Raw genomic sequence first — 22,769 nt, 5'->3', positions numbered from 1 at the left:
GATTTAGGCTCACACCCCGCATCCCATGACCGACGATTCGCAACCAGCCTCCCCCGATAAACGGCAAAGGATATTGCTGGTTACCGGTCTATCTGGAGCAGGCAAAACAACTGCTTTGCGTGTGCTCGAAGATTTGGGCTGGGAAGCGATCGACAATTTTCCGATCCGCCTGCTCGGCGGACTGATCGAGCAGGCTGACAACAACAACGAACGAACACCACTCGCCATCGGATTCGATTCGCGAACACGCGGCTTCGTTCCGCAGGATATTATCGAAAGTGTGAAGCAGTTGTCGGACCGTGGCGACCTGCTCATCACTACGCTGTTCCTCGATTGCGCCAGCGGTGAATTGGAGCGGCGCTACAACGAAACACGCCGTCGCCATCCGATGGCTCAGGAACGCCCGGTTCGCGTAGGCATTCAGGCAGAACGCGAGCTGCTCGAACCGCTGCGCCGTTGGGCTGATGCAGTGATCGATACCAGCACCTTTGCCAGCAACCAGCTGCAGCAATCTATCCGCGAACAATTCGCGGGCAGCGCGCCGCAAAATATGTCGGTCATTATCTCCAGTTTTGGCTTCGCGCGAGGCACGCCGCCGCTGGCCGATCTGGTATTCGATATGCGCTTCCTCGACAATCCGCACTGGATTGAAGAGCTGCGCGAGCAGACCGGGCTTGATGAGCCAGTCGGCGCGCATATCCGAAAAGATCCTGCATTTGATGCAGTATTCACCCAAATCCGCGATCTGCTGCTGACATTGCTGCCGCGCTATCAGGCGCAAGGCAAAAGCTATGTGAACATCGCTTTCGGGTGCACAGGTGGCCGGCACCGTTCGGTATTTACCGCTGCTCAGATGGCGCAGGCGCTACAACACGAAGGGTTCTCACCCACAGTGCTGCATCGCAATCTGGGTTCACGCGCCGCTGATGAGATCGAGGGTCGCCAAGGGTGATCATGCGCTTATCACCCTCGCCCCTTGCACAGCGCGCAAAATACGGACACATGGCAGCGCTATGATCGGCTTGATCCTGGTAACCCACGGCCAATTGGCTGACGAATTCGTCAATGCGATGGAGCATGTCGTCGGCAAACAAGATGCCGTCGCGACTGTGTGCATCGGGCCGCACGACGACATGGAACAGCGCCGCGCCGATATTGCCAGCGCCGTCACCGAAGTCGATAGCGGCAAAGGCGTCGTGATCCTGACCGACCTGTTCGGAGGCACTCCGTCAAATCTAGCGATTTCATTGCTCGAAGCTGGCAAGGTGGAAGTCATCGCCGGGATTAATTTGCCGATGCTGATCCGGCTCGCCGGAATTCGCGGAAAGCGCGATATGGACGCAACCGTGAAAGCCGCGCGCGACGCCGGACGCAACTATATCACTATCGCATCAGAATTCCTCGGAGAGGAAGCGGCAGCATCATGAGCGAAGTTAGCCGCACTCTCGAAATCGTCAATCAGCGCGGTCTGCATGCGCGCGCAAGTGCCAAGTTCGTCGGTGCCGTTGCCGAACTTCCCGAAGGCATCAGCGTCAAAATTGCCAAGGATGGCAATGAGGCGGCGGGCGGATCAATCCTCGGTCTGATGATGCTTGGTGCAGCCAAAGGTGACTCGATTGATCTGATCGTTAGCGGCGAAGGAAGCGATGCAGTTCTCGAAGATCTAGGCGCGCTGATTAGTGACGGGTTTGGCGAGGAATAATGTCGCAGAACGACCGGGCTTGGGAACGGCGGGAGATTACCGGTTTTTCCAATCCGACAGTCAAATATCTCCGCAACCTGCGCGAGAAGAAACACCGCAAACGCGAAGGTAAATTCCTGGCCGAAGGCTTGCGCTTGCTGACCGATGCACGCGAATGCGGCAAACTGCCCGAAACACTAGTGATGACCGGAAAGCGCGACGCGCATCCGCTGCTTGATGAACTTGAGGCTGCCGTCGCGGACGCGGGCGGCGAAATTATCGAAACCACGCCCAACATTCTGACCAAGATCACCGGCAAGGATAACCCGCAAGCGGTTGTAGGCGTGTTTGCCGAGTTTGACACTTCGCTGGTCTCGCTAGATCGTTCGCAAGGCCCGATCTGGATGGTCGCACAAGCGCTGCGCGATCCGGGCAATCTTGGAACCATGCTGCGCACATGTGACGCGGTAGGCGCTGGCGGACTTATCCTGATCGATGATTGCGCCGATCCATTTTCGATGGAAGCCGTGCGCGCAAGCATGGGTGCAGTCTTTACCCAGCAAATCGGGCGATCAACGTGGGATGAATTCCTACCTTGGCTCCGCTCCGGATCGGGCCAGTTGGTCGCCGCCAGCCTGCGCGATGCGGTGGACTATCGCGGCGCGCCCTACTCCGCGCCCTGCTTCATCTTGGTAGGCAATGAATCGCGTGGACTGCCTGAAGCCTACGAAGACGAATGCGACCTACGCGTCACAATGCCAATGAAAGGCCGCGCCGACAGCTTGAATGCGGCGGTGGCCGGTGCGGTGCTGGCTTATGAGGTTTTGGCGAAGCTTGATTGACCGGGTGACAAAGGCGACAGCGTGTCGCCTTTGGAAGTTCCGCATTTTCATAGCACTATTAAAGGCTTATAATGCGATCTGCGAAAGCGACACAACAGGAGCAAGCCCGCCTTTGTCGCCTTTGTTACGAGAAACTGGCGCTTTCAAAGAACAACGCCGCGCCTAGCAAACCAAATCCGTGTAGGAAAATAGCAGGCTAATCGGCCGCTTTCGATGAGCCGAATGAGTGGTCACTATTCACCAACTGCGGAAAAGGAAAGAAGTGCGATCCTTCGACAGGCTCAGGATGAACGGGGCTCTATGCCGATGGTAGTTGCGGGGTCGCTTCAATCTGATCTTGCTCTTCGATTTGGCGCTTTCCGATTTCAACGCCCTTCTCTTGCATCTTGCGAGCTGACACCAAGACGCGACTATCGAAGCTCTTGGAGAAGTCGTTATAGCTAGAGACCGCACGACCAAGATGTGTACCCATCTTGCCCAAATCCTCTGAAACTTTGGCTAAGCGATCATAAAGCTCTGTCCCGAGTTTCCCAATCTCCCGCGCTTCATCAGCAAGCTGATCTTGCCGCCAGACCTGCGCAATTGTCCGTGCAATCGCGACAAGATTCGTCGGCGAGGCGAGCAGCACACCGTTCTGGAAAGCAAAGTCCCACAGGTCCGGATCAGCCTCCAGTGCCGCCGCGATAAAATGTTCGCCGGGCACAAACATCACCACATAATCGGGCGCTTCATCGAATTGGCTTTGGTAGGATTTTGCGCCCAATTGCTGCACGTGATTGCGCATTGATTTAGCGTGGGCAGTCAGTGACACTTTGCGGTCATCATCATCGTCCGCCTCGAACGCTTCTTGATAGGCATTCAGCGAGACCTTGGCATCAATGATCAGTTTCTTCTGACCGGGCACGTTGACAATAGCATCCGGGCGCAAACGGCCTTCCGATGTGTCGACAGACTGCTCCAAATTGAAATCGGTATGCTGCGACAGGCCGCATTGTTCTAAGACATTCTGCAGCGCGCGCTCGCCCCATCGACCACGTGCTTTTGGGGCATTCGTCAGCGAGTTGCCGAGCCGCTGCGCCTCGCGCCGGACCTCTTCCTGACCCTTTTGCATATTGTCGATCAGGCCGGTGAGTTGGCCGAAAGCATCGACACGTTTGGCTTCCAAAGTGGCGACTTGCTCTTCGTAGTTCTTCAGCCGCTGGCCGACCGGCTCCAACAGCGCCTTGATCTTCTGCTCCCCGGTTTCCTCGGATTGCTTGAAGCGCTCATCGGCGCGCCGAAGAAATGCTTCCTGAGCTTTTCCAAGCACCTGCGCACCAGTATTCTCAAACTCTTTAAGCAACTTCTCCCGAGATTCTTCGAGCAGTTTCTTCTGTTCGGCGAATCCGGCTGCCTGCGCCTTCAGGCCGGTCAGTTCTTCGCGGGTGGCATCGAGCTGCGCCGCCAGCCCGTCCGCCCGCGCTGCACGATCGCTCATAGTCGCCAATTCCGGCGCCATTCGACTGACTTTCTCGGTCGCTTCCTTGGCCTCAGCGTCGCGCTCGGCAAAACGTTGGCGCCACTCCGCAACAGGTCGCGAACCAAAGAACCAGCCCGCGCCTCCGCCAATGAGCAGGCCCGCGATCAAAATGAGAATTGTCAAAACGGTGTTATCCATCGCATTTACCTAAGCGGAACGGAGCAAGAACGCTAGGGCGTTCCGACAACGGATACACATATTCGTCATTCCCGCGAAAGCGGGAATCTAGGGTAGCTTCGTGCTTCGTCAGTCTGAATTCCGCTTTCGCGGGAATGACGACAAAGAAAGATCAAGCCGCCTTACGCAGCTTGTTCAGTTTTTTCAGCGCCATTTGCTTTTTCAAACGGCTGAGATGGTCGATGAACAGGATACCTTCGAGGTGATCCATTTCATGCTGGATGCACGTCGCCATAAGGCCGTCGAGCTTTTCCTCATGAGTCTTACCGTCCAAATCCTGATAGCGGACTTTGCATGTTTCCGGACGGTCCACGTCGGCGTAAATTTCCGGGACTGACAGGCAGCCTTCCTGATAGGTTGCCAAGTTCTCTGCCGGATCAAGGATTTCAGGGTTGATAAACACGCGTGGGTCTTTCTTGACCGGAACACGTTTTTCACCGCAGCCGCTATCATCGCAGCAGTCTTCCTCTGCGGCTTCCTGATCGGGCTCTTGCAGATCGATCACCAGCACCCGCTTGGGCACGCCAACCTGTATCGCGGCGAGGCCAATGCCCGGCGCGTCATACATCGTTTCAAACATATCTTCGACGAGCGTCTTCAGCTCGTCATCGAATGTTTCGACAGGGGTGGACACGGTTTTCAGCCGGGGGTCCGGCACTTCAAGAATTTCACGGATAGCCATGGGGGCTATTTAGTGCGCGTTGTGCGCTGCCGCAAGTTCAGTCTACCGGCCTCCGCGCTCTCAACGCCTGCGCCAGCGTACCCTCGTCCAGATAATCGAGTTCGCCGCCCACCGGTAAGCCATGGGCCAGTTGGGTAATCCGCACCGGATGCTGCTCCAAACGCTCGGCAATATAATGGGCGGTGGTTTGCCCCTCCAAAGTCGCATTCATGGCGAGCACGATCTCATCGATCCCGACGCCATCCTCTTTGGCCTCAACGCGTTCTAGCAAGGTACCAATATTCAAATCTTCAGGCCGAACACCATCCATTGCTGACAGTTTCCCGCCGAGCACATGGTATCGCCCTGTAAACAATTTCGCGCGGTCCAGAGCCCATAGGTCGGACACATCCTCCACCACGCAGATCGAGCGCTGATCACGGCGCGGATCGGCACAGATGCCGCAGGGGTTCTGCGTATCTACATTGCTGCAAATGTCGCATTCAATCAGCTTGTCTCGCACTGCCTCCAGCGCCTCAACCAGAGGATCGAGCGAATTCTCGCGTCGTTTCACGAGCCACAGCACCGCACGCCGCGCCGAACGCGGTCCCAATCCGGGGAGCCGCGCTAATGCCGATGCCAATGTCTCGATCTCTTGCGATGCCATGGAAGCATAGTTAGGGCTTACCGCGCTTAATAGGAAGGCCGACAAGCACCGTCATGCGCATCATTTTCATGGGAACACCGGACTTTGCCGTGCCGACATTGGTCGCGCTGCACGAAGCCGGTCATACGATTGTCGCAGCCTATACCCAGCCGCCACGCCGCGCGGGCCGAGGCAAAAAGTTGCAGCCTTCGCCGGTGCAGATTGAAGCAGAGGTACGCGGGATCGAAGTTCGCTGCCCGACCTCGCTCAAAAAGCCGGAAGAGCAGGAGGCATTTGCGGCATTGAAGCCCGATATCGCCGTGGTCGCGGCCTATGGCATGATCCTGCCGCAAGCGGTGCTCGATATCCCTGCCAATGGATGCCTGAATGTGCACGCCTCCATCCTGCCCCGATGGCGTGGAGCCGCGCCGATTCACCGCGCGATCATGGCAGGCGATCCGGGCACGGGCGTGACAATTATGCAGATGGAGGCAGGCCTCGATACCGGCCCAATGCTGGCGACCGTCCGCACTCCCATCGAAGACAAGACCACCGGAGAACTGACCGAAGAATTGGCCGAACTCGGCGCGCAGTTGATGGTCGGCACTTTGCGCGAATTGAAAAACCACACACCGGTAGCGCAGGATGATAGCGAGGCGACCCACGCCCCCAAAATCGACAAGGCAGAGGCAAAGATCGACTGGTCTCAGCCTGCCGAAGTCATCGAACGCAAAATTCGCGGTCTTGCTCCTTTCCCCGGTGCATGGTTCGAGCTGGATGGCGAGCGAGTTAAAGTGTTGAAGGCAGAAGTGGTGGAAGCTACCGGCGTGGCCGGAAACACTATCGACGATCAACTCACCATCGTCTGCGGTGAGGCAGCATTGCGCCCCGCGCGAATCCAGCGTGCGGGAAAGCCCAAAATGGATGTTGAAGAGTTTCTCCGAGGTTCGCCCGTTGCTGCTGGAACTGCACTGTCTTGAATTTCTTATCTTCGTCATTCCCGCGAAAGCGGGAACCCAGAGTATCAAGCTCCACGTGCCCACACTGGATCCCCGCTTTCGCGGGGATGACGAATGTGATTTAGAGCTCATATGACCCGCTTCGCGCTCACTCTCGAATTTGACGGCACGCCCTTTATGGGACTGCAGCGGCAGAAGCACGGACCGAGCGTGCAGCAGGCGGTCGAAGAGGCCGTGTTGGCTTTCTCCGGCCAAGAGGTACGGATGCAATCGGCGGGCCGCACCGACGCAGGTGTCCACGCCTATGGAATGCGCAGCCATGTCGATATTGAAACGGAGATGACGCCCTTCCGCGTGATGGAAGCAATCAATGCGCAGCTTCGCCCGGATCCGGTCGCGGTGACGCATATCGAGATTAAGCCTGACGATTGGCATTCGCGGTTTGACTGTATTGGCCGCAGCTATCTCTACCGGATTTGCAATCGCCGAGCGCCTCTTACAGTGGAGCGGAAACGGGCGTGGCTGGTGCCGCAGGAACTGGACGAGGTCGCGATGCATGACGCAGCGCAGGTGCTGGTCGGTCTGCATGATTTCACAACATTTCGCTCGGTCAATTGTCAGGCGAAAAGCCCGGTCAAAACGCTCGACCGGCTGGATGTGCGACGAGACGGCGAATGGGTTTACATCGAGGCAGAGGCCCTCAGCTTCCTGCATCATCAGGTACGATCAATGGTTGGCTGCCTCGCTTATGTCGGTATGGGCCGCTGGTCGAAGGAGCGTTTGCAAGAGGCGCTCGAAGCCAAGGATCGCCAAGCGCTTGGCCGGAACGCACCGCCTCAAGGGCTGTATTTCGTCGCAGCTAAGTATCCAAATGAAACCTAGCCAAACCGGCTTGGTCAGCGTAGCCACGCCGCAACCCAATTCTACGGAGAGAACCCAATGACCACGACTAGCAAGCAAATCTTCTCAACCTTGGACGCCGACGGAACGCTGACAGTTGAAGTGGGTGAAACCACTGTGGCCGATCCGACAGGCACACAGGTGCTGGTCAAAATGGAAGCTGCTCCGATTAACCCGTCAGATCTCGCCTTGCTGTTCAGTGCGTGCGATCTTGAGAACGCTGAATATTCGGCCGGCAAGATCGTCGCGCAAATGCCGGAGCCATTCCTGTCCGGTGCCAAAGGCCGTCATGGCCAGAAAGCAGTCGTCGGCAATGAGGGCGCAGGCACCGTTGTGGCGACCGGCGACGATCCGATGGCGCAAGCCCTGATGGGTCAGCGCGTTGCATGTGTACCGGGCAATGCGTTCGGCGAATATTGCATCGCGGATGCACCAATGTGCCTGCCGCTCGGTGACATTTCCTCGGTTGACGGCGCATCTGCCTTTGTGAACCCGATGACGGCGTTGGGCTTCGTTGAAACAGCGAAAATGGAAGGTCACGATGCGATCATCCACCTCGCCGCAGCATCGAACCTAGGCCAAATGCTCAACCGCATCTGTCAGGAAGATGGCATGAAGCTGGTCAACATCGTGCGTAAGCAGGAACAAGTTGATCTGCTGAAGAGCCAAGGCGCGGAATATGTGGTGAACTCGTCCGACGATGATTTCATGGCGCAGCTGCGCGCCGCGATTGACGCCACCGACGCCTATCTCGGCTTCGATCCGATTGGCGGCGGCAAAATGGTTGATGCCTGCCTGAAAGCGATGGAGCAGGTTGCCGCATCGAAAATGACCGAATTCAGCCGCTATGGTTCGAACCAGGACAAGAAGATGTACCAATATGGCCGCCTCGATCTCGGCCCTACCATTCTGACGCCTTCATACGGCCTGCAATGGCATGTAGCCGGTTGGTTGCTGACACCGTTCCTCGCCAAGGCGGGCATGGAGACCGTGATCCGCATGCGCACCCGCGTATTGCAGAATATGAAGACGACTTTCGCCAGCAACTACAAAGCGCACGTCAATCTGGAGCAAATGCTCGAGAAAGACGCAGCGATTGATTACCGTGCGATGCGTACCGGCGAGAAGTATCTCGTCACACCCCATAGCTGAGGGCACACTTAAAATCAGCGTTTGCTAAATTCCTTCTGCGCTTGCGACGGGTCAGTGATCCCGTTCGCAAGCAGCAGTTGGAGCAGAATTCGCGCCCGCGCCGGACCAAGCGCTCGTGCAGCGATGAAATTGCTTGTGTCATCCTCAGGCTCGCGGTCGACCAGCCCTTCATCCACGCGTGACGCGCGCACCACAGGCACTCCGCCCTTCACAGCCTCGGCCAATGCAAACCGTATCGCGGCGGGCGCATTGCCATGGCCAAAGCCTGCGAGGACAATGCCTTTCGCACCGCCGTGCACCGCCTGCGTCACATTCTCAGCCGACATGCCAGCATAGGCGTAGAGGATCGAGACTTTGGGCATATCGAGGTGAAAATCGTACCGCGCCGCTTCGCCAACGCGCCATGCTGGGCCGAACCATTCAAGCGATGTCGGCGTGGCATGACCAATCGGCCCGCGCGGGAAGCCCTTGAAGGCATCGGTCATCTCCGTGTGTGCTTTGCGGGCATCGCGCGCAGCAAATACGCGGTCACTCATAACCAGCATAACGCCGCGCCCTGCCGCATCGGGATCGCTCGCAACACGCACCGCGTTGGCAAAGTTACGCAAACCATCGCTACCCACTGCATCGGCAGGCCGCATCGCTCCGACCAGAACCACAGGCTTGGTCGTCGGCAACGTCTGGTCGAGAAGGAACGCCGTTTCCTCCGCCGTGTCGGTACCGTGCGTGATGACGATACCTTGGCAATCGGCATCCTCCATCGCAGCCAAAGCAGCGCCATGCAGCCGCTGCCAGAGTTCCGGTCCGATATCCTCCGACCCAATATTGGCAAATTGCTCGCCGCGCAGTTCGACACCAAGATCGAGCTCGGCCAGCGAATCGAGAAATTGACTGATCCCGATTTGCCCCGGGCGATAGTCACGCCGGGTTGCAGAGCCCGCGATTCCGGCGATTGTACCGCCGGTGGCGAAGATGGAAATATAGCCTGGTGTCATGCTGCGCCCTTAGCGCGGACAGGAAAATCGTACAAAGAATTCCATATTGGTAATTGCTTTTGCACTTTTGGGCGCTATTAGAGCGCTTCCGATTAAGGATCGGGCGATTAGCTCAGTTGGTAGAGCATCTCGTTTACACCGAGAGGGTCGGCAGTTCGAGCCTGTCATCGCCCACCAGTTTTCGCTAGATGAAACCGTCTGGGAGACGGTTTCATCTAGCGAAAACTCCCAAGCGAAGCGCCGGGTGCGCCAACCTACTCAGCCAGAACCACCGCAATCGCTTCCTGTGTTTCCGCACTCGACCAATCATAGTCGCCTACCACACGCCACACTTCCACACCCGACTCGTCGTAGAGAATGGTCGTGGGCAGCACGCTTGATCCGACAGCAATCGCAACCTTCCCATCGGGATCAAGCCACGGCTCAAGTTGATCGAGATCATTCTCCATCAAGAAGGCTGGCACTTCCTCTAACGCGGTAAAATCCTGACTGACGGTCAGCACTTTCAACGCTTCGTTCTCTTTCGCCAGTTCATTCAGCATCGGCATTTCGACCTTGCAGGGCGCGCACCAGGTCGCCCACAGGTTGAGCAGCACGGGCCGCCCTTGCAGCGCCCCCAGATTGAGCTGCTTTCCATCCGGATCAGCGACATTGATCGCAGGCATCAACTCGCCAGCGTAGCTTGGGTCGATTTCGCCCAACAAGTTCGCCTTCTCGCCGCCCAAACCGGCCTGTTCTTGCCCCGGAGCCTCTGCCCCACTATCGCAGGCGCTCAACGCCAGAGATAATCCGGCGAGCATCAAGGCAGTGCGCGTGAGCGAAGACGGTAATAACAAGGTGGGTTCCAATCAGATGTGGGGCGGCAGGTTCGCTGAAGGGCCTAGCGCGATCATGCGCGAAATCAACGCTTCGATTCCGTTCGATAAAGCGCTGTGGCGGCAGGATATCGTCGCCAGCAAAGCGCATGTCGCGATGTTGGGCGAGCAAGGCATCGTCAGCGCCGAAGATGCCAAGACGATTTCCGACGGTCTGGACACAGTTGCCGCAGAATACGAGGCGGACGGCGTTCCCGAGGATTGGGATCTCGAAGATATCCATATGACCACCGAAGGTCGACTGGCTGAGCTGATCGGACCGGTCGCGGGACGGCTTCACACAGCGCGCAGTCGTAACGATCAAGTCGCAACGGATTTCAAGCTGTGGGTCCGCGATATGCTGGAGCAGACCGATGCCGGTTTAGCCGGCTTGCAGGCAGCGTTGGTCACTCAGGCTGGTGTCCATGCCGACAGCATCATGCCCGGCTTCACGCACCTTCAGACGGCGCAGCCGGTGACTTTGGGCCACCATCTGATGGCCTATTATGAAATGTTACGGCGTGATCGTTCTCGTCTGGCGGATGCGCGGGTTAGGATGAATGAAAGTCCGCTTGGATCGGCGGCACTAGCAGGAACGGGTTTCCCGATTGACCGCGATGCGACGTCCGAAGCGCTTGGTTTTGATCGTCCGACGGCTAACAGCCTTGATGCAGTATCGGACCGCGACTTCGCGCTCGATTATCTGATGGCGGCGAGCCAGATCGCATTACACCTCTCGCGTCTTGCCGAAGAATTCATCATCTGGGCCAGTCAGCCCTTCGGCTTTGTCCGGATGGCAGATAGCCTATCCACCGGCAGCTCAATCATGCCGCAGAAAAAGAACCCCGATGCGGCAGAGCTGGTTCGTGGACATGCCGGGCGCGTGATCGGATCGACGACTGCATTGATGGTGACAATGAAGGGTCTACCGCTCGCCTATTCCAAGGACATGCAGGACGACAAGCCGCCGGTGTTTGAAGCGGCGAGCCTGCTGGCTCTCTCCATTGCGGCAATGACCGGAATGGTTGCTGACAGCACATTCAAAACCGACCGGATGCGGCAGGCAGCGGAGCTCGGTTATGCCACCGCGACCGATCTTGCCGACTGGCTCGTGACCGAAGCCGATATCCCGTTTCGCGAGGCCCATCATATTACCGGTGCAGCAGTCAAGCTGGCTGAGCAGAAGGGCGTAGCGCTGGACGAACTTTCCCTCGACGAGTTGCAAGAGATCGACAGCCGTGTCGACGAGCGCGTTTACTCGGCACTTTCGGTTGAGGCGTCGGTGGCTGCACGCGCATCCTATGGCGGAACCGCGCCGGAACAGGTAAAGTGCCAAGTTGCTATCGCGCGCCGAGCGCTGGGCATGTCAGAGGAAAGTGGAGCATGAAACGCGCGCTGATCAGTATCGCGGCCTTAGGCGCCTTGGGCGCCTGCGCACAGAAAGGTGATCTTGAACCGCTTAAAGGCTCGACACTACCTGTTGCTCCGACCGGTGCCGAGGCTCCGCCAAATGCAGAAGAATTGCTAACCCCAGTACCGCAGGCCGCGCCCGAACGCAGCGTTGAACTGCGCCGCCGTAGCGAGGAGCGTGAAGACGATCCGTTCGATCTTCCGCCCCCGGAATAGATGGCTGAATAGACCTTATGGACCATTTCCAACTTCGTGACGGCGTATTGCACGCCGAAGATATTCCGTTGACCCGCATCGCCGAGGAAGTGGGTACGCCGGTCTATGTCTATTCGCGCGCCACGCTGGTGCGGCACGCCCGCGTATTTCGCGAGGCGCTGAGCAGTGTGAAGAATCCGCATATCGCCTTTGCCGTGAAGGCCAACCCCAACCTTGCTGTGCTGAAAGTGCTCAGCCGGGAGGGATATGGCGCGGACGTCGTTTCTGGCGGAGAATTGGTCCGTGCACTGGAAGCCGATATGGCGCCCAAGGACATTGTGTTTTCCGGCGTCGGCAAAACCGATGCGGAATTGCTGCAGGGTCTTGAGGCCGATATCGGGCAATTCAATATCGAATCTCAGGAGGAAGGCCGCGAACTGGCAGCTATTGCTGCGGCGCATGGCAAAATCGCGCGTTGCGCTTTGCGGGTAAACCCAGACGTTGATGCCCGCACGCATGAGAAAATCTCCACCGGCAAGGCGGAGAACAAGTTTGGCGTTCCGATCCACCGTGCGGTTGAGATTTATTCGACTTTGGCAGCCCTGCCCGGCCTCGATATGCGCGGGATTGCGGTACATATCGGCAGTCAGCTTTCGACGTTGGAACCGCTGGAAACGGCATTCGGAAAAGTCGGCGAGTTGATTGCGGAGCTGCGCGCACAGGGTCAGACAGTCACACATGCCGATCTCGGTGGCGGATTGGGCGTGCCTTACAAAGCCGGAGAAGTCCTGCCCTCGCCCGCCGAATACGGCGCGATGGTGGCTAAGGTGACGAAACATTGGGACGTCGCATTGTCGTTTGAGCCAGGCCGCGTAATCGCGGGCAATGCCGGCATCTTGCTTGCTCGCGTTATCCGGGTGAAACGCAGTTCCAACACCAGCCCGTTTGTTGTGGTCGACGCAGCAATGAATGATCTCGCCCGGCCCGCGATGTATGGTGCATGGCATGATATCGAGGCAGTAGAGCCAAGCGGCGCGAAGAGCATTTCGCACATCGTTGGCCCTATTTGCGAGACTGGTGACACTTTCGCCATGAACCGCGAAATGGACACGCTTGAATCGGGCGATCTGGCTGTGTTCCGCACTGCGGGAGCTTACGGCGCGACCATGGCCTCAAGCTACAATTCGCGCGGATTTGTGGCCGAAGTGCTGGTTGATGGCGACAAATATGCCGTCGTTGCGGACCGCCTTGCCGCAGCAGCCATTATGGACGCAGAGCGCGTTCCCGACTGGCTATGATCCGCTCCCTGCCCTTGCTCCACCGGATCGCTGGAAAGAAAGTGGTGGTCATCGGCGAAGGCGAGATGGGCGAGGCAAAGACACGTCTGGTCGAACGCGCTGGCGGTATCCCGTGCGGAGAACCCGAAGCACATCAGGCGAAGCTAGCCTTCATAGCACTGGAAGATGAGAAGGAGGCGCGCGCTGCTGCAAAGAGGCTCGGCGACAAAGGTTTGTTGGTGAACGTCGCCGATATGCCGGAGCTATGTGAGTTTACCACGCCGAGCATTCTTGACCGTGACCCGGTACTGGTCGCGATGGGAACATCCGGCGCATCTGCGGGACTGGCCAAGCAACTACGCTTGCGGTTCGAGAAATTACTGCCGCAGTCGCTGGGTAAGCTCGCTGCAAAGCTTGAACAAAGCCGTGATGCAATGCGTGCGCGTTTTCCCGATGGATCTGACCGACGCAACGCGCTGGACGCTGCATTGGCGGAGGGCGGCATACTTGATCCGCTCGATCCTGAAGCGGCAGAACGCGTCAACGACTGGCTGGCTGGTGCAGAGCAACCCGGTACATCGCAGATAATCGAAATTCAGCTAACCAGCGATGATCCCGACGACCTGACTCTCAAGCAAGCGCGCTTGCTCGGAACGGTCGATACGCTGATCCATGACCCTAAAGTGCCAGCTGCCATTCTCGACCGCTCACGCGCCGATGCTTTGCGGCGCGAGCTGCCCTATGATGGCGAGATGCCACATGGTCTTACCATCATCTTGAAGATGCCTTGATGCCGGTCAGATCGGCTTTACCGGCTGTCGCAATATCGTTCTGAGTTTCTCGGGTGCGACCTTGCGTGGGTCACCTAGATAGATTTCGTGGTGATGACCGTTGAAAGTCAAACCCTGACTGGGCATCAGCTCATCATGCAAATGTTTCAGAACAGGCGCCTCATCAGCGTAACTTCCGATATGCAGCTTTTGCAGGCTCCGCCCCTCTTCCAGCGAATCCATTCTTAAATCTGTAAAATCCAGATCGGATTTCTTGCGCTGTACCGTGTCCATTGCTTCACCATAGTGATCGGCTGATATCCAATCCGGCAGCATGATCATCATCGTCCAACGCCACTCATCGCGGCGGTTTTCGGTGAACGCATCGAGATTATCGGACCACCATAGTCCCTCCAACGGCGGGACAACATAATCGCGCTTCAGTTGCAGCTTGCTGTAGAACTTAATCCCGTATGCCGCTGGATAGAGAATCCCGAGTGCATCAAGATAGGCTTGCGAAGTGCCGGGCGCACCTTGGCCGTCGACCATCAGAAAGTTGAATTTGGAAAGCGTAACCTCTTCAAACTCTGTGGAAGAGGCAGAGAATACCCCTTTCATAGACTTCTTGAAATCGACCTTCGGATGCTCTGCCATCATCTATCCCTCGCCTGTCTAATCCATACCATAGCGGCGTACTAAATCGACTGCGCAGCCGCTTTTCCAAGTTCCGCAAAATATCGCGCCATGCCCTCTGCCGCTTTCTCGCTGAGAGCGATGAAAGCACGGCGTTTATCGGTCTCATCCTCGACCCGGTCGAGCAGTCCGACATCAACCATCTGGCTGATCCAGCGGAGCGCCGTCGTAGGCGGCACACCCGATGCGATGCACAGCGATGTTACCGATACGCGCACATGCTCGGCTCTTGCCGCCGTGAGATCGAGCAGGATGTCCCATGCTGGATCGGCGAACAGCTCATGATCGAAGAATCGTGCCCGCAGTTGCCGTTGGCGAATGATCCGGCGCACCAGCCGGGGGTCTGGCAAAGAAGGTCGCGGTTTCCGTACCAGTCGCTTGGATCCATCCTCGTCTTTCTCGCCATCAAAGTCGTTCGAGGGTGATTCAAAGCGGAAGGCGCCGCCATCTGTGCCCTTCCCTTGAACGCCCAACCTCTCCAAACGCTCGGCAATTTGCCCAACTTGCTCGGTCAGCCGGATTAGGGACAGCCGGTCATCATTCGAAAGGTCACGCAACCGCATGTTTGGCATTTTGGCCAGAACCTGACCAAGCGCAATTACGTGATCTGACCTATTGGGATCGACCAGCAATTGCGGATTGGATTGGTCCAAACAGCCAAACACATCGTCGAGAGCGTCAACCGAAGTCGAGACGATCAAATGCGCACCATTATTCGCAACCCGCGCATCCAGCCGCATGATCGCTGCCAATCTGCGACCGTTGATGACTGGGCAATCTAGCAGCACAATTTCGCCCAAGGGTTGCGCAGCGCCATCGAGCAAATCCGCTACATCACCAACCTGCCCCAGCCGGAGTCCTGCTGCACACGCATCGTCCGCAATAGTATCGCGAACATGCGGCCTATCGGCGAAGATCGACACCGCGACAGGCAAGCCCGCCGCATCATTGGCGCCGTCGCGCGTCACTTCGGTGGGTTGGTACTGAAAATCTGCCTGCGCCATGTTCCGACTCCTGAAGGGTTGGAACATATTGGGAACAAACTATCATCAGGTCAAGGGCGTATCTCTATTGGAGTGCCATTCGGAACTGCATCCCATAGTTCCTTGATCTCATCATTCGATACGGCGATGCAGCCATCGGTCCAGTCGCCGCTAAGCTTGCCCATGGGCAGCCTGTTCGGCTGGCCGTGGATGAAAATATCGCCGCCGGGTGATCGCCCCACGCCTTCGGCATAGGCGCGATCCTGTGCGTTAGGATAGGATATGCGTAGGCTGAGATGGTACGCGCTGTTCGGGTTGCGCGCGTCAATTGTGTACCGGCCTTCAGGCGTACGCTCGTCACCTTCGAACTGTTTATGGCCCGATGGAGCATCGCCGAAGGATATATCGCGATAGGTCTTGATCAACTCGCCATCCAGATAGGCGGCGAGTGTGCCGTCAGATTTGTCGACCAATAGGAAGTCAACATCCGTGGGAACAATGCCATCAGGCGTTGCCGTTGGCTGACAAGCAGCAAGCGCAAACAACGCCGGCAGAACCAAGGCACGTCGCCGAACCATCAATCGACGAACGGATCTTTCATCAGAATTGTATCATCGCGTTCGGGGCTGGTTGAAACCAACGCGACCGGCGTTTCGATCAATTCCTGCACGCGCTGGATATATTTGATCGCATTTGCAGGAAGATCGGCATAGCTGCGCGCGCCAGCGGTGCTTTCGCTCCATCCTTCCATTTCTTCGTAAATCGGTTCGACCTCGGCTTGGTCGGCGGCATGGCTGGGGAAGTAATCCATAATCTTACCGCGCAGGCGGTATCCAGTGCAGATTTTGACCGTTTCGAACCCGTCCAGCACATCCACTTTGGTCAGCGCAATACCGGTGACACCGCTTATCGCGCAGCTTTGGCGAACCAGTACAGCATCGAACCAACCGCAGCGGCGTTGGCGACCTGTGACCGTGCCAAATTCGTGGCCACGCTCGCCGAGACGTTGGCCGTCATCATCGTCCAATTCAGTCGGGAATGGGCCGCTACCAACGCGCGTGGTGTAAGCTTTGACGATACCCAGTACAAAACCGGTTGAACCGGGTCCGAGCCCCGACCCGCTGGCTGCTGTTCCGCTAACCGTGTTGGAGCTGGTGACGAAGGGATAGGTCCCGTGATCGACATCGAGCAGTACACCTTGCGCACCTTCAAACAGGATCTTTGCGCCCGCTTTGCGGACCTTCTTCAGACGCTTCCAGACCGGCTGTGCATATTGGAGGACAAAGTCAGCGATCTCTTCCAGATCTTTGAGCAACCGGTCACGATCAACCGGCGGCTCATCAAATCCGGCGCGCAGCGCGTCATGATGAGCGCATAGGCGATCAAGCTGCGGTCCCATCTTATCGAGATGCGCCAGATCGCACACACGGATCGCGCGGCGACCGACCTTGTCTTCATAGGCCGGGCCAATCCCGCGACCGGTCGTGCCGATCTTGCCCGATCCAGCAGCGGCTTCGCGCAAACCGTCCAAATCGCGATGGATCGGGAGGATTAGCGGGCAATTGTCAGCAATCGCGAAATTATCATCGGTGATTGTAACACCCTGCGATTCAAGCTTCTCGATCTCTTCTTTCAGCGCCCATGGATCGAGCACCACGCCATTACCGATAATCGACAGCGTGCCCGACACGATCCCGCTCGGCAGCAGGCTCAGCTTGAACACATTGCCGTCAATAACTAGCGTATGTCCGGCATTGTGACCGCCCTGGAAGCGCACGACCGCATCAGCGCGGCTGGCCAGCCAGTCAACAATCTTGCCTTTGCCTTCATCGCCCCATTGGGCACCAATTACAGTTACGTTAGCCATGGGTATTCCTTCACCCCTGCCCGGGGATCCTCAAACGTCCTTCGACAGGACTCGACGTAAGGGATGAAATGGACGGACTAGCAGCCCGAAATGCGTTGCTGGCCTAGCGCCGACTCTCCCGAATGGTCAAGCCATATGGAGTGACATTGCGCGACAATCCGCGACTGGACTCATCACCTTTGACAAAGCACAGTTGGGAACGGATCAAGAGGAGCAAGCTATGCGTGCACAACTTGGCACAGCAGTCATAATTCTAGCGTTTGGCATTTCGATCTCAGCCCAGGCACAGCAGCGCCTGCCGAGCGACTGTAGACAAGAAATTGTCCAGCTCTGCGGATCGGATCGTGGCCAGATACGCAGTTGCCTTCGCGAGAAACGCAGCGAGCTGAGCGAGACATGTGCGGCCGAATTGCGCGAGCGGATGCAGCAGCGGCGCGCAGGACAGAACGGTGCACCAGCCCGTATGGCACCGCAAAGATTTGATCTTGTTTCCTTCGGCGATGACCCGCGCCAGGCGGTCGATTTCTATCGCCCCACAGCATCGATGAACATGTCAGACGCGCCCCCACCATTGATCCTTTTCATTCACGGCGGCGGCTGGGTGATGGGCGATCGCGGGCGGGCCAATCATGCAAAACCCGCACATTTTCAAAAAGCCGGATATGCCTATGCGTCAACCGGATACCGGTTGGTGCCCAACGTCACTGTCGAACAGCAAGTCAAAGACATTGCGGACGCGATTGCAAAGCTGCGCAGCGATGCTGCCTATCTTGGTTTTGACCCCAACAAAATTGTTCTGATGGGCCATAGCGCAGGCGCGCATCTGGCCGCGCTGGTTGCGACTGATCCGACTTATCTTGGCGATGATCTGGCGGCGATAAAGGGTGTCGTGCTGCTCGATGGTGCTGGGTACGATGTTGCGGCGACTATGGCATCGCGCAGTGCCGAAGCCTCCCGCTTTTATACTGCAGCGTTTGGTCCTGATGTTGACCGGCAAAAGGCGCTTTCCCCGACTACTCACATCGGCGAACCAGATGCACCCGACTGGCTCATTCTGTATGTTGCCGAACGCCAACAATCACGCGACCAATCGAATGGCTTGGCGGCTCGGCTACGCGAGGGCGGTGCCAATGCTCAATCCTTTGCGATTCCGAATACCGATCACAGGCGAATAAATACCGAATTGGGCACCGACAATGTCGCTACAGAAAAGGTCGACGCGTTTATCCGCGCCTTGACGTGAGATAGCGCCCTATTTGATCCAACCTTTTCGCCGGGCAAAATCACGGGTCACACAGACCCTGCGCGTGCGGTTGTTCGCGCCGGTTTGATTGTAACAATATGGTTGGTTCTCAGCCGATGGCGTTTGGCCGTAATTGTTGGCAGCGCGCCTGACTGTCGTAGCATCGGTGCTACTGCGAAAATTCATCGCTGAACGCGTCGCATCAGCCAATCGGCATGCTTGCGGTAGAGATTTGGTGCATGCGCGACTTGCCAGATAATTCGCCTTCGCGCGATTTTGCACGATACCATCGCCCGAATAGAGCATATCCGCCGCGGCAAAACAGGCGCGTTTGTGATTCCGGTCGCATGCAAGCGTGTAGTTGGCAAATGCCCGAGACTTATTCACCGGCGTTTTATAGCGTCCGTAGTCCAGCATCTCGCCTGCCACAAAATAGTAATCCGCGTTGATGTTCTCGGCGAGCCATTCAGCCGATATGTAAGCCTGCGGATCGTTCATCTTCACCAGTTCGAAATATTCGAAACATGCTCTGCGATTGGTTTTGGGATCGCATTCCGCATCAAGACGCTTGAGCGTTGCATCGATGTCGTTTCCGGTTATTGAGCCGGTCTCCGCGCTGGCCGCCCGTGTGGCGCCACGGACAACCCAACCTGCCGGACGCTCTTTGACAGCAACTTCAAAATCAATCGCAGGACATCTTTTCCCGGTACTCTGTGTTGCCTCGTATTCGACCATCCATTGGATTTCTTTGCCGCTCCATTTGCTCTCCCCATACGGAACCTCACGTGCGAGCAGCGTTTCGTACAGCGCCGAGCATGAACTTTCGGAAAGTTGCTGGGGTTGGGCAAAGGCCGGTACGCCCAGATTCAAACCCAAAACAACCATCGCCAATAGGCAAATAATCCGGATCACTGTACCTCCAATCACGATCAATCGTATCGCTTCTGCTACGCAAGTTTGAGCAGGCAAGATAATCCAACGGCAGTGACCAACGCAAGGTCACGTCGTGGCTTACACGCTATACCGTTAGTAAGAGCGGACTGTATCTGCCTCAAGAATGTGCGAGCAATTCAGTGCAACACCATCATCAGCCTCAGTAAGGGCGGCAACGGTACGCCACCCTTCGGCCCGAAGCTTCGCGGCGGCGTTCGCGTTATGATCAAGCGGTAAGAATACAGCATCTCTCCGCCCTTCACCCTCTTCCAGCGCGTCGATCAGGCGGTCGATATAGAGCGAGAAGCCTGTCGCGGCCCCGTCGGTTCCACAGATGGTGTAGGTTCCGCCGCGCCCCAAGGCTCCGCGAACGCCCTCGGCGTAGATCGTGAAACCAAACCAGCTTTGATATTCGAAGCCATGCCGTTCGGTTGGATCGAGGGTGATGCGGGCTTTGCCGGACACACGTGCTGCGATCGCTCTGAGGCCGTCAATCCGTGAGGTCAGCGCACCGCCTGCATCGATTGCAGCGAGCTGTTCGATTGCGGTATCGAAATCGCCGGTTGCGTAGAGGAGCGGAAGATAAGCTTCGCCGCCAGCCTGTTTGAGCCCGCCAGCGTCTTTCGTGTCCAATTCTCCCCGGACAGCTGCGATTTGGTCGGCATCCAAAGGCATCGCTTTGGCGGAGAGAATATCCACCAAATCCGGAAGCGTGAAGTCGACCGATATGCCGGTCGCGCCGGCTGCTTCGAGCGACTCGATTGCAAGAGCGACGACTTCTGCAGCAGCGGCCACAGTGTCATTCCCGATGAGCTCAGCGCCAAGCTGCAAACGCTGACGTGCAGGGTCCAACTGGTCTGATGTGATTGTGGCAACTTCGCCCGCATAACACAGCCGCAATGGGCGCGGCGCGGCTGCGAGTGATGTCGCTGCAATACGTCCGACTTGGACGGTCATATCCGACCGCAATGCCATCGTCCGCAAACTGACCGGATCGACAAAGCGGAACATCTTTCGCGGCTGAACCCCGTCCATACGCTCCGCCATCGATTTCTCGAATTCAACGAGCGGCGGGCGCACGCGATCATAGCCGTGGCTATCCATTGCGCCCAGCACAGCACGCATCGCATGGGTAGCAATTGCGGCTTCGCGTGGAAGGCGGTCGGATAGCCCTACGGGCAGCAGATCATCGGTGTTCGTGGTCATAGCGATGCCCCTTACCTAACTCGTCATTCCCGCGAAAGCGGGAATCCAGTGTAGCCAAGTCGAGCGTGATACTCTGGGTCCCCGCGTTCGCGGGGATGACGAAGGTTTGCAACAAAGGCCTAGAACGCCAGAGGCGTTACAACCTTCACACCCTCAAGTGCGCAGGCCATTTTCACCACATCGGCAGGAATCGGCTGATCGACCGACAACAGCAGAACCGCCTCACCTCCACCTTCACGGCGGCCGAGGTTGAAGTTACCGATGTTGATGCCGTTCTCGCCCAGAAGCGACCCGATCCGGCCGATAAAGCCGGGCGCGTCTTCGTTGACGATATAGAGCATGTGGCCCTGCAAATCGGCTTCGATCCCGATTCCGAAGATGTTAACCAGACGCGGTGCTTCGCTGCCGAACAGAGTGCCCGCAACAGAACGATTGCCCTGCTCGGTTTCCACCGTCACGCGCAGAAGGGTGTTGTAATATCCTTCTTTCTCATTGCGGATTTCGCGCACTTCCATACCGCGTTCCTTCGCGAGATAGGGCGCGTTGACCATATTCACCGTGTCCGAATAGCGGCGCATGAAACCGGCCAGAACCGCACCGGTAATCGGCTTGCCATTCAACTCTGCAGCGGCCCCTTCACGCTCGATGCTGATCTTGGTCAGATTTCCGTGAGCAAGCTGCCCGACTAGCGAACCGAGGTTCTCTGCCAGCGCCATATAGGGCTTCAGCTTCGGCGCTTCTTCTGCGCTTAGGCTCGGCATATTAAGCGCGTTTGTAACGCCGCCATTGACCAGATAATCGGACAATTGCTCGGCCACTTGCAGTGCAACGTTGACCTGCGCCTCAGTGGTGGATGCACCAAGATGCGGCGTACAGATGAAGTTGGCTTTGCCGAAGAGCGGGCTTTCGGTAGCAGGCTCAGTCTCGAACACATCGAGCGCCGCGCCTGCGACGTGACCGCTCTCAAGAAGATCGGCCAATGCGGCCTCATCAATCAAACCGCCACGCGCGCAGTTTACGATCCGCACGCCGTGCTTGGTTTTCGCAAGGTTTTCGCGGCTGAGGATGTTCCGTGTCTGGTCAGTCAGCGGGGTGTGCAATGTGATAAAGTCTGCGCGCTCCAGCAAGCCGTCCAGATCAACTTTCTCGACGCCAATTTCGATAGCACGATCTTCGGTCAGGAAGGGATCAAACGCGATCACTTTCATCTTCAGGCCAAGCGCGCGGCTAGCGACGATAGACCCGATATTGCCTGCGCCGATCAGGCCAAGCGTCTTGCCGGTTAGTTCGATGCCCATGAAGTCTTTCTTGGGCCACTCACCAGCTTGCGTACGGGCATTCGCTTGCGGGATCTGACGGGCAAGCGCCATCACCATCGCGATGGCGTGCTCGGCAGTTGTGATCGAATTACCGAAGGGCGTGTTCATAACGACGACGCCCTTTCCGCTGGCATAAGGAATATCGACATTGTCGACACCGATGCCAGCACGGCCAATCACTTTCAGATTGGTCGCAGCGTCGAGCACTTCCTGCGTCACTTTGGTCGAAGAACGGATGGCGAGGCCATCATACTCACCAATACGCGCGATCAATTCTTCCGGCGTTTCGCCGGTGATGACATCAACATCGCAGCCGCGCTCTTCGAAGATTCGCGCTGCATTCGGGTCCATCTTATCGGAGATGAGAACTTTTGGTTTGGTCATGTTAAATACCTTCATATTCGTCATTCCCGCGAAAGCGGGAATCCAGAGCGGCGGAATGTGCGCTCAATAATTCTGGGTCCCCGCTTTCGCGGGGATGACGGGA

Annotated in this window: 24 protein-coding genes and 1 tRNA gene; 13 read left to right on the top strand and 12 right to left on the bottom strand. The window is 57.3% G+C overall.

All coding sequences use genetic code 11. The features are described from left to right. Nucleotides 1–25: 25 nt before the first annotated feature. The 4 genes from rapZ (at nucleotide 26) to J9777_RS01845 (ending at nucleotide 2,523) form a co-directional block, all read left to right on the top strand. Nucleotides 26–952, top strand: a complete 927-nt coding sequence (gene rapZ / locus J9777_RS01860) for an RNase adapter RapZ (protein WP_209347097.1) — start codon at nucleotides 26–28, stop codon at nucleotides 950–952. A gap of 61 nt (nucleotides 953–1,013) precedes the next feature. Beyond that, on the top strand, nucleotides 1,014–1,427 hold the full coding sequence (locus J9777_RS01855; protein WP_209347096.1) for a PTS sugar transporter subunit IIA: 414 nt from the start codon (nucleotides 1,014–1,016) through the stop codon (nucleotides 1,425–1,427). Beyond that, a complete protein-coding gene (locus J9777_RS01850; protein WP_209347095.1) occupies nucleotides 1,424–1,702 on the top strand; it encodes an HPr family phosphocarrier protein in 279 nt (92 codons plus the stop codon). Before J9777_RS01855 ends, J9777_RS01850 begins: the two co-directional genes overlap by 4 nt. Continuing rightward, a complete protein-coding gene (locus J9777_RS01845) occupies nucleotides 1,702–2,523 on the top strand; it encodes an RNA methyltransferase (RefSeq protein WP_209347094.1) in 822 nt (273 codons plus the stop codon). The genes J9777_RS01850 and J9777_RS01845 overlap by 1 nt, the downstream gene beginning before the upstream one ends. Before the next feature lie 298 nt (nucleotides 2,524–2,821). Here the strand turns inward: J9777_RS01845 and rmuC are convergent, their stop codons facing one another. The 3 genes from rmuC to recR all read right to left on the bottom strand — a co-directional run bounded on the left by rmuC (nucleotide 2,822) and on the right by recR (nucleotide 5,547). After that, a complete protein-coding gene (gene rmuC / locus J9777_RS01840) occupies nucleotides 2,822–4,180 on the bottom strand; it encodes a DNA recombination protein RmuC (RefSeq protein WP_209347093.1) in 1,359 nt (452 codons plus the stop codon). Between the two features lie 151 nt (nucleotides 4,181–4,331). Next, nucleotides 4,332–4,901, bottom strand: a complete 570-nt coding sequence (gene def, locus J9777_RS01835) for a peptide deformylase (RefSeq protein ID WP_209347092.1) — start codon at nucleotides 4,899–4,901, stop codon at nucleotides 4,332–4,334. Nucleotides 4,902–4,938: 37 nt separating this feature from the next. Continuing rightward, on the bottom strand, nucleotides 4,939–5,547 hold the full coding sequence (gene recR / locus J9777_RS01830) for a recombination mediator RecR (RefSeq protein ID WP_209347091.1): 609 nt from the start codon (nucleotides 5,545–5,547) through the stop codon (nucleotides 4,939–4,941). Nucleotides 5,548–5,600: 53 nt separating this feature from the next. Here recR and fmt point away from each other — a divergent pair, with 53 nt between their 5' ends. The 3 genes from fmt to J9777_RS01815 all read left to right on the top strand — a co-directional run bounded on the left by fmt (nucleotide 5,601) and on the right by J9777_RS01815 (nucleotide 8,537). Next, complete coding sequence (gene fmt / locus J9777_RS01825; RefSeq protein ID WP_209347090.1) at nucleotides 5,601–6,506, top strand: methionyl-tRNA formyltransferase; 906 nt, start codon at nucleotides 5,601–5,603, stop codon at nucleotides 6,504–6,506. A gap of 111 nt (nucleotides 6,507–6,617) precedes the next feature. Continuing rightward, nucleotides 6,618–7,367 (top strand): tRNA pseudouridine(38-40) synthase TruA, encoded by a 750-nt coding sequence (gene truA, locus J9777_RS01820; RefSeq protein WP_209347089.1) that lies wholly within the window; start codon nucleotides 6,618–6,620, stop codon nucleotides 7,365–7,367. Between the two features lie 57 nt (nucleotides 7,368–7,424). Next, the gene (locus J9777_RS01815; protein ID WP_209347088.1) at nucleotides 7,425–8,537 is read left to right on the top strand and encodes a zinc-binding dehydrogenase; all 1,113 of its coding nucleotides are present in this window, start codon (nucleotides 7,425–7,427) and stop codon (nucleotides 8,535–8,537) included. A gap of 14 nt (nucleotides 8,538–8,551) precedes the next feature. On the opposite strand, the gene J9777_RS01810 is transcribed toward J9777_RS01815, so the two are convergent. Beyond that, nucleotides 8,552–9,532: an asparaginase gene (locus J9777_RS01810; RefSeq protein ID WP_209347087.1), complete on the bottom strand. Its 981-nt coding sequence runs from the start codon at nucleotides 9,530–9,532 to the stop codon at nucleotides 8,552–8,554. Between the two features lie 101 nt (nucleotides 9,533–9,633). Between J9777_RS01810 and J9777_RS01805 the strand changes: the two genes are divergently transcribed. Further along, a tRNA-Val gene (locus J9777_RS01805) sits at nucleotides 9,634–9,709 on the top strand. 77 nt (nucleotides 9,710–9,786) lie between these two features. Here the strand turns inward: J9777_RS01805 and J9777_RS01800 are convergent. Then, on the bottom strand, nucleotides 9,787–10,368 hold the full coding sequence (locus J9777_RS01800; RefSeq protein ID WP_245228473.1) for a TlpA disulfide reductase family protein: 582 nt from the start codon (nucleotides 10,366–10,368) through the stop codon (nucleotides 9,787–9,789). Nucleotides 10,369–10,384: 16 nt separating this feature from the next. Between J9777_RS01800 and argH the strand changes: the two genes are divergently transcribed. Genes argH through J9777_RS01780 form a run of 4 tightly spaced genes read left to right on the top strand, consistent with a single transcriptional unit; the run spans nucleotide 10,385 to nucleotide 14,059 of the window. Next, on the top strand, nucleotides 10,385–11,773 hold the full coding sequence (gene argH, locus J9777_RS01795) for an argininosuccinate lyase (RefSeq protein ID WP_209348559.1): 1,389 nt from the start codon (nucleotides 10,385–10,387) through the stop codon (nucleotides 11,771–11,773). Further along, nucleotides 11,770–12,012: a hypothetical protein gene (locus J9777_RS01790; protein WP_209347086.1), complete on the top strand. Its 243-nt coding sequence runs from the start codon at nucleotides 11,770–11,772 to the stop codon at nucleotides 12,010–12,012. Before argH ends, J9777_RS01790 begins: the two co-directional genes overlap by 4 nt. 17 nt (nucleotides 12,013–12,029) lie before the next feature. Next, entirely contained in the window at nucleotides 12,030–13,289 is a 1,260-nt protein-coding gene (lysA, locus tag J9777_RS01785) for a diaminopimelate decarboxylase (protein WP_209347085.1), read from the top strand. Further along, on the top strand, nucleotides 13,286–14,059 hold the full coding sequence (locus tag J9777_RS01780) for a bifunctional precorrin-2 dehydrogenase/sirohydrochlorin ferrochelatase (protein ID WP_209347084.1): 774 nt from the start codon (nucleotides 13,286–13,288) through the stop codon (nucleotides 14,057–14,059). The genes lysA and J9777_RS01780 overlap by 4 nt, the downstream gene beginning before the upstream one ends. 6 nt (nucleotides 14,060–14,065) lie before the next feature. Here the strand turns inward: J9777_RS01780 and J9777_RS01775 are convergent, their stop codons facing one another. The 4 genes from J9777_RS01775 to J9777_RS01760 are packed head-to-tail and all read right to left on the bottom strand — an operon-like array spanning nucleotide 14,066 to nucleotide 17,581. Continuing rightward, the gene (locus J9777_RS01775; RefSeq protein ID WP_209347083.1) at nucleotides 14,066–14,695 is read right to left on the bottom strand and encodes a GyrI-like domain-containing protein; all 630 of its coding nucleotides are present in this window, start codon (nucleotides 14,693–14,695) and stop codon (nucleotides 14,066–14,068) included. A gap of 38 nt (nucleotides 14,696–14,733) precedes the next feature. Beyond that, complete coding sequence (locus tag J9777_RS01770; protein ID WP_209347082.1) at nucleotides 14,734–15,735, bottom strand: MarR family transcriptional regulator; 1,002 nt, start codon at nucleotides 15,733–15,735, stop codon at nucleotides 14,734–14,736. 50 nt (nucleotides 15,736–15,785) lie between these two features. Next, the gene (locus J9777_RS01765; RefSeq protein ID WP_209347081.1) at nucleotides 15,786–16,292 is read right to left on the bottom strand and encodes a L,D-transpeptidase family protein; all 507 of its coding nucleotides are present in this window, start codon (nucleotides 16,290–16,292) and stop codon (nucleotides 15,786–15,788) included. Next, nucleotides 16,292–17,581 carry an adenylosuccinate synthase gene (locus tag J9777_RS01760; RefSeq protein ID WP_209347080.1) on the bottom strand — a complete coding sequence of 430 codons (1,290 nt, stop codon included), beginning with the start codon at nucleotides 17,579–17,581 and terminating at the stop codon, nucleotides 16,292–16,294. The genes J9777_RS01765 and J9777_RS01760 overlap by 1 nt, the downstream gene beginning before the upstream one ends. A gap of 220 nt (nucleotides 17,582–17,801) precedes the next feature. On the opposite strand from J9777_RS01760, the gene J9777_RS01755 reads away from it, so the two are divergent. Beyond that, nucleotides 17,802–18,824 carry an alpha/beta hydrolase gene (locus tag J9777_RS01755; protein ID WP_209347079.1) on the top strand — a complete coding sequence of 341 codons (1,023 nt, stop codon included), beginning with the start codon at nucleotides 17,802–17,804 and terminating at the stop codon, nucleotides 18,822–18,824. A gap of 9 nt (nucleotides 18,825–18,833) precedes the next feature. On the opposite strand, the gene J9777_RS01750 is transcribed toward J9777_RS01755, so the two are convergent. The 3 genes from J9777_RS01750 to serA all read right to left on the bottom strand — a co-directional run bounded on the left by J9777_RS01750 (nucleotide 18,834) and on the right by serA (nucleotide 22,666). Further along, nucleotides 18,834–19,736, bottom strand: a complete 903-nt coding sequence (locus J9777_RS01750; RefSeq protein WP_209347078.1) for a sel1 repeat family protein — start codon at nucleotides 19,734–19,736, stop codon at nucleotides 18,834–18,836. Nucleotides 19,737–19,850: 114 nt separating this feature from the next. Further along, complete coding sequence (locus J9777_RS01745) at nucleotides 19,851–20,963, bottom strand: ATP phosphoribosyltransferase regulatory subunit (RefSeq protein ID WP_209347077.1); 1,113 nt, start codon at nucleotides 20,961–20,963, stop codon at nucleotides 19,851–19,853. Nucleotides 20,964–21,082: 119 nt separating this feature from the next. After that, nucleotides 21,083–22,666, bottom strand: a complete 1,584-nt coding sequence (serA, locus tag J9777_RS01740) for a phosphoglycerate dehydrogenase (protein ID WP_209347076.1) — start codon at nucleotides 22,664–22,666, stop codon at nucleotides 21,083–21,085. Nucleotides 22,667–22,769 lie beyond the last annotated feature (103 nt).

The sequence above is a fragment of the Pontixanthobacter sp. CEM42 genome, assembly GCF_017812015.1.
Taxonomy (GTDB): domain Bacteria; phylum Pseudomonadota; class Alphaproteobacteria; order Sphingomonadales; family Sphingomonadaceae; genus Pontixanthobacter.
This window is presented reverse-complemented; position numbering and strand designations above follow the sequence as displayed.

What these genes read in the sequence shown, in the direction of transcription:
- rapZ (WP_209347097.1), top strand. Translation starts at nt 26, where the DNA reads ATGACCGACGATTCGCAACCAGCCTCCCCCGATAAACGGCAAAGGATA.
- J9777_RS01855 (WP_209347096.1), top strand. Translation starts at nt 1,014, where the DNA reads ATGATCGGCTTGATCCTGGTAACCCACGGCCAATTGGCTGACGAATTC.
- J9777_RS01850 (WP_209347095.1), top strand. Translation starts at nt 1,424, where the DNA reads ATGAGCGAAGTTAGCCGCACTCTCGAAATCGTCAATCAGCGCGGTCTG.
- J9777_RS01845 (WP_209347094.1), top strand. Translation starts at nt 1,702, where the DNA reads ATGTCGCAGAACGACCGGGCTTGGGAACGGCGGGAGATTACCGGTTTT.
- rmuC (WP_209347093.1), bottom strand. Translation starts at nt 4,180, where the DNA reads ATGGATAACACCGTTTTGACAATTCTCATTTTGATCGCGGGCCTGCTC.
- def (WP_209347092.1), bottom strand. Translation starts at nt 4,901, where the DNA reads ATGGCTATCCGTGAAATTCTTGAAGTGCCGGACCCCCGGCTGAAAACC.
- recR (WP_209347091.1), bottom strand. Translation starts at nt 5,547, where the DNA reads ATGGCATCGCAAGAGATCGAGACATTGGCATCGGCATTAGCGCGGCTC.
- fmt (WP_209347090.1), top strand. Translation starts at nt 5,601, where the DNA reads ATGCGCATCATTTTCATGGGAACACCGGACTTTGCCGTGCCGACATTG.
- truA (WP_209347089.1), top strand. Translation starts at nt 6,618, where the DNA reads ATGACCCGCTTCGCGCTCACTCTCGAATTTGACGGCACGCCCTTTATG.
- J9777_RS01815 (WP_209347088.1), top strand. Translation starts at nt 7,425, where the DNA reads ATGACCACGACTAGCAAGCAAATCTTCTCAACCTTGGACGCCGACGGA.
- J9777_RS01810 (WP_209347087.1), bottom strand. Translation starts at nt 9,532, where the DNA reads ATGACACCAGGCTATATTTCCATCTTCGCCACCGGCGGTACAATCGCC.
- argH (WP_209348559.1), top strand. Translation starts at nt 10,385, where the DNA reads ATGTGGGGCGGCAGGTTCGCTGAAGGGCCTAGCGCGATCATGCGCGAA.
- J9777_RS01790 (WP_209347086.1), top strand. Translation starts at nt 11,770, where the DNA reads ATGAAACGCGCGCTGATCAGTATCGCGGCCTTAGGCGCCTTGGGCGCC.
- lysA (WP_209347085.1), top strand. Translation starts at nt 12,030, where the DNA reads ATGGACCATTTCCAACTTCGTGACGGCGTATTGCACGCCGAAGATATT.
- J9777_RS01780 (WP_209347084.1), top strand. Translation starts at nt 13,286, where the DNA reads ATGATCCGCTCCCTGCCCTTGCTCCACCGGATCGCTGGAAAGAAAGTG.
- J9777_RS01775 (WP_209347083.1), bottom strand. Translation starts at nt 14,695, where the DNA reads ATGATGGCAGAGCATCCGAAGGTCGATTTCAAGAAGTCTATGAAAGGG.
- J9777_RS01770 (WP_209347082.1), bottom strand. Translation starts at nt 15,735, where the DNA reads ATGGCGCAGGCAGATTTTCAGTACCAACCCACCGAAGTGACGCGCGAC.
- J9777_RS01765 (WP_209347081.1), bottom strand. Translation starts at nt 16,292, where the DNA reads ATGGTTCGGCGACGTGCCTTGGTTCTGCCGGCGTTGTTTGCGCTTGCT.
- J9777_RS01760 (WP_209347080.1), bottom strand. Translation starts at nt 17,581, where the DNA reads ATGGCTAACGTAACTGTAATTGGTGCCCAATGGGGCGATGAAGGCAAA.
- J9777_RS01755 (WP_209347079.1), top strand. Translation starts at nt 17,802, where the DNA reads ATGCGTGCACAACTTGGCACAGCAGTCATAATTCTAGCGTTTGGCATT.
- J9777_RS01745 (WP_209347077.1), bottom strand. Translation starts at nt 20,963, where the DNA reads ATGACCACGAACACCGATGATCTGCTGCCCGTAGGGCTATCCGACCGC.
- serA (WP_209347076.1), bottom strand. Translation starts at nt 22,666, where the DNA reads ATGACCAAACCAAAAGTTCTCATCTCCGATAAGATGGACCCGAATGCA.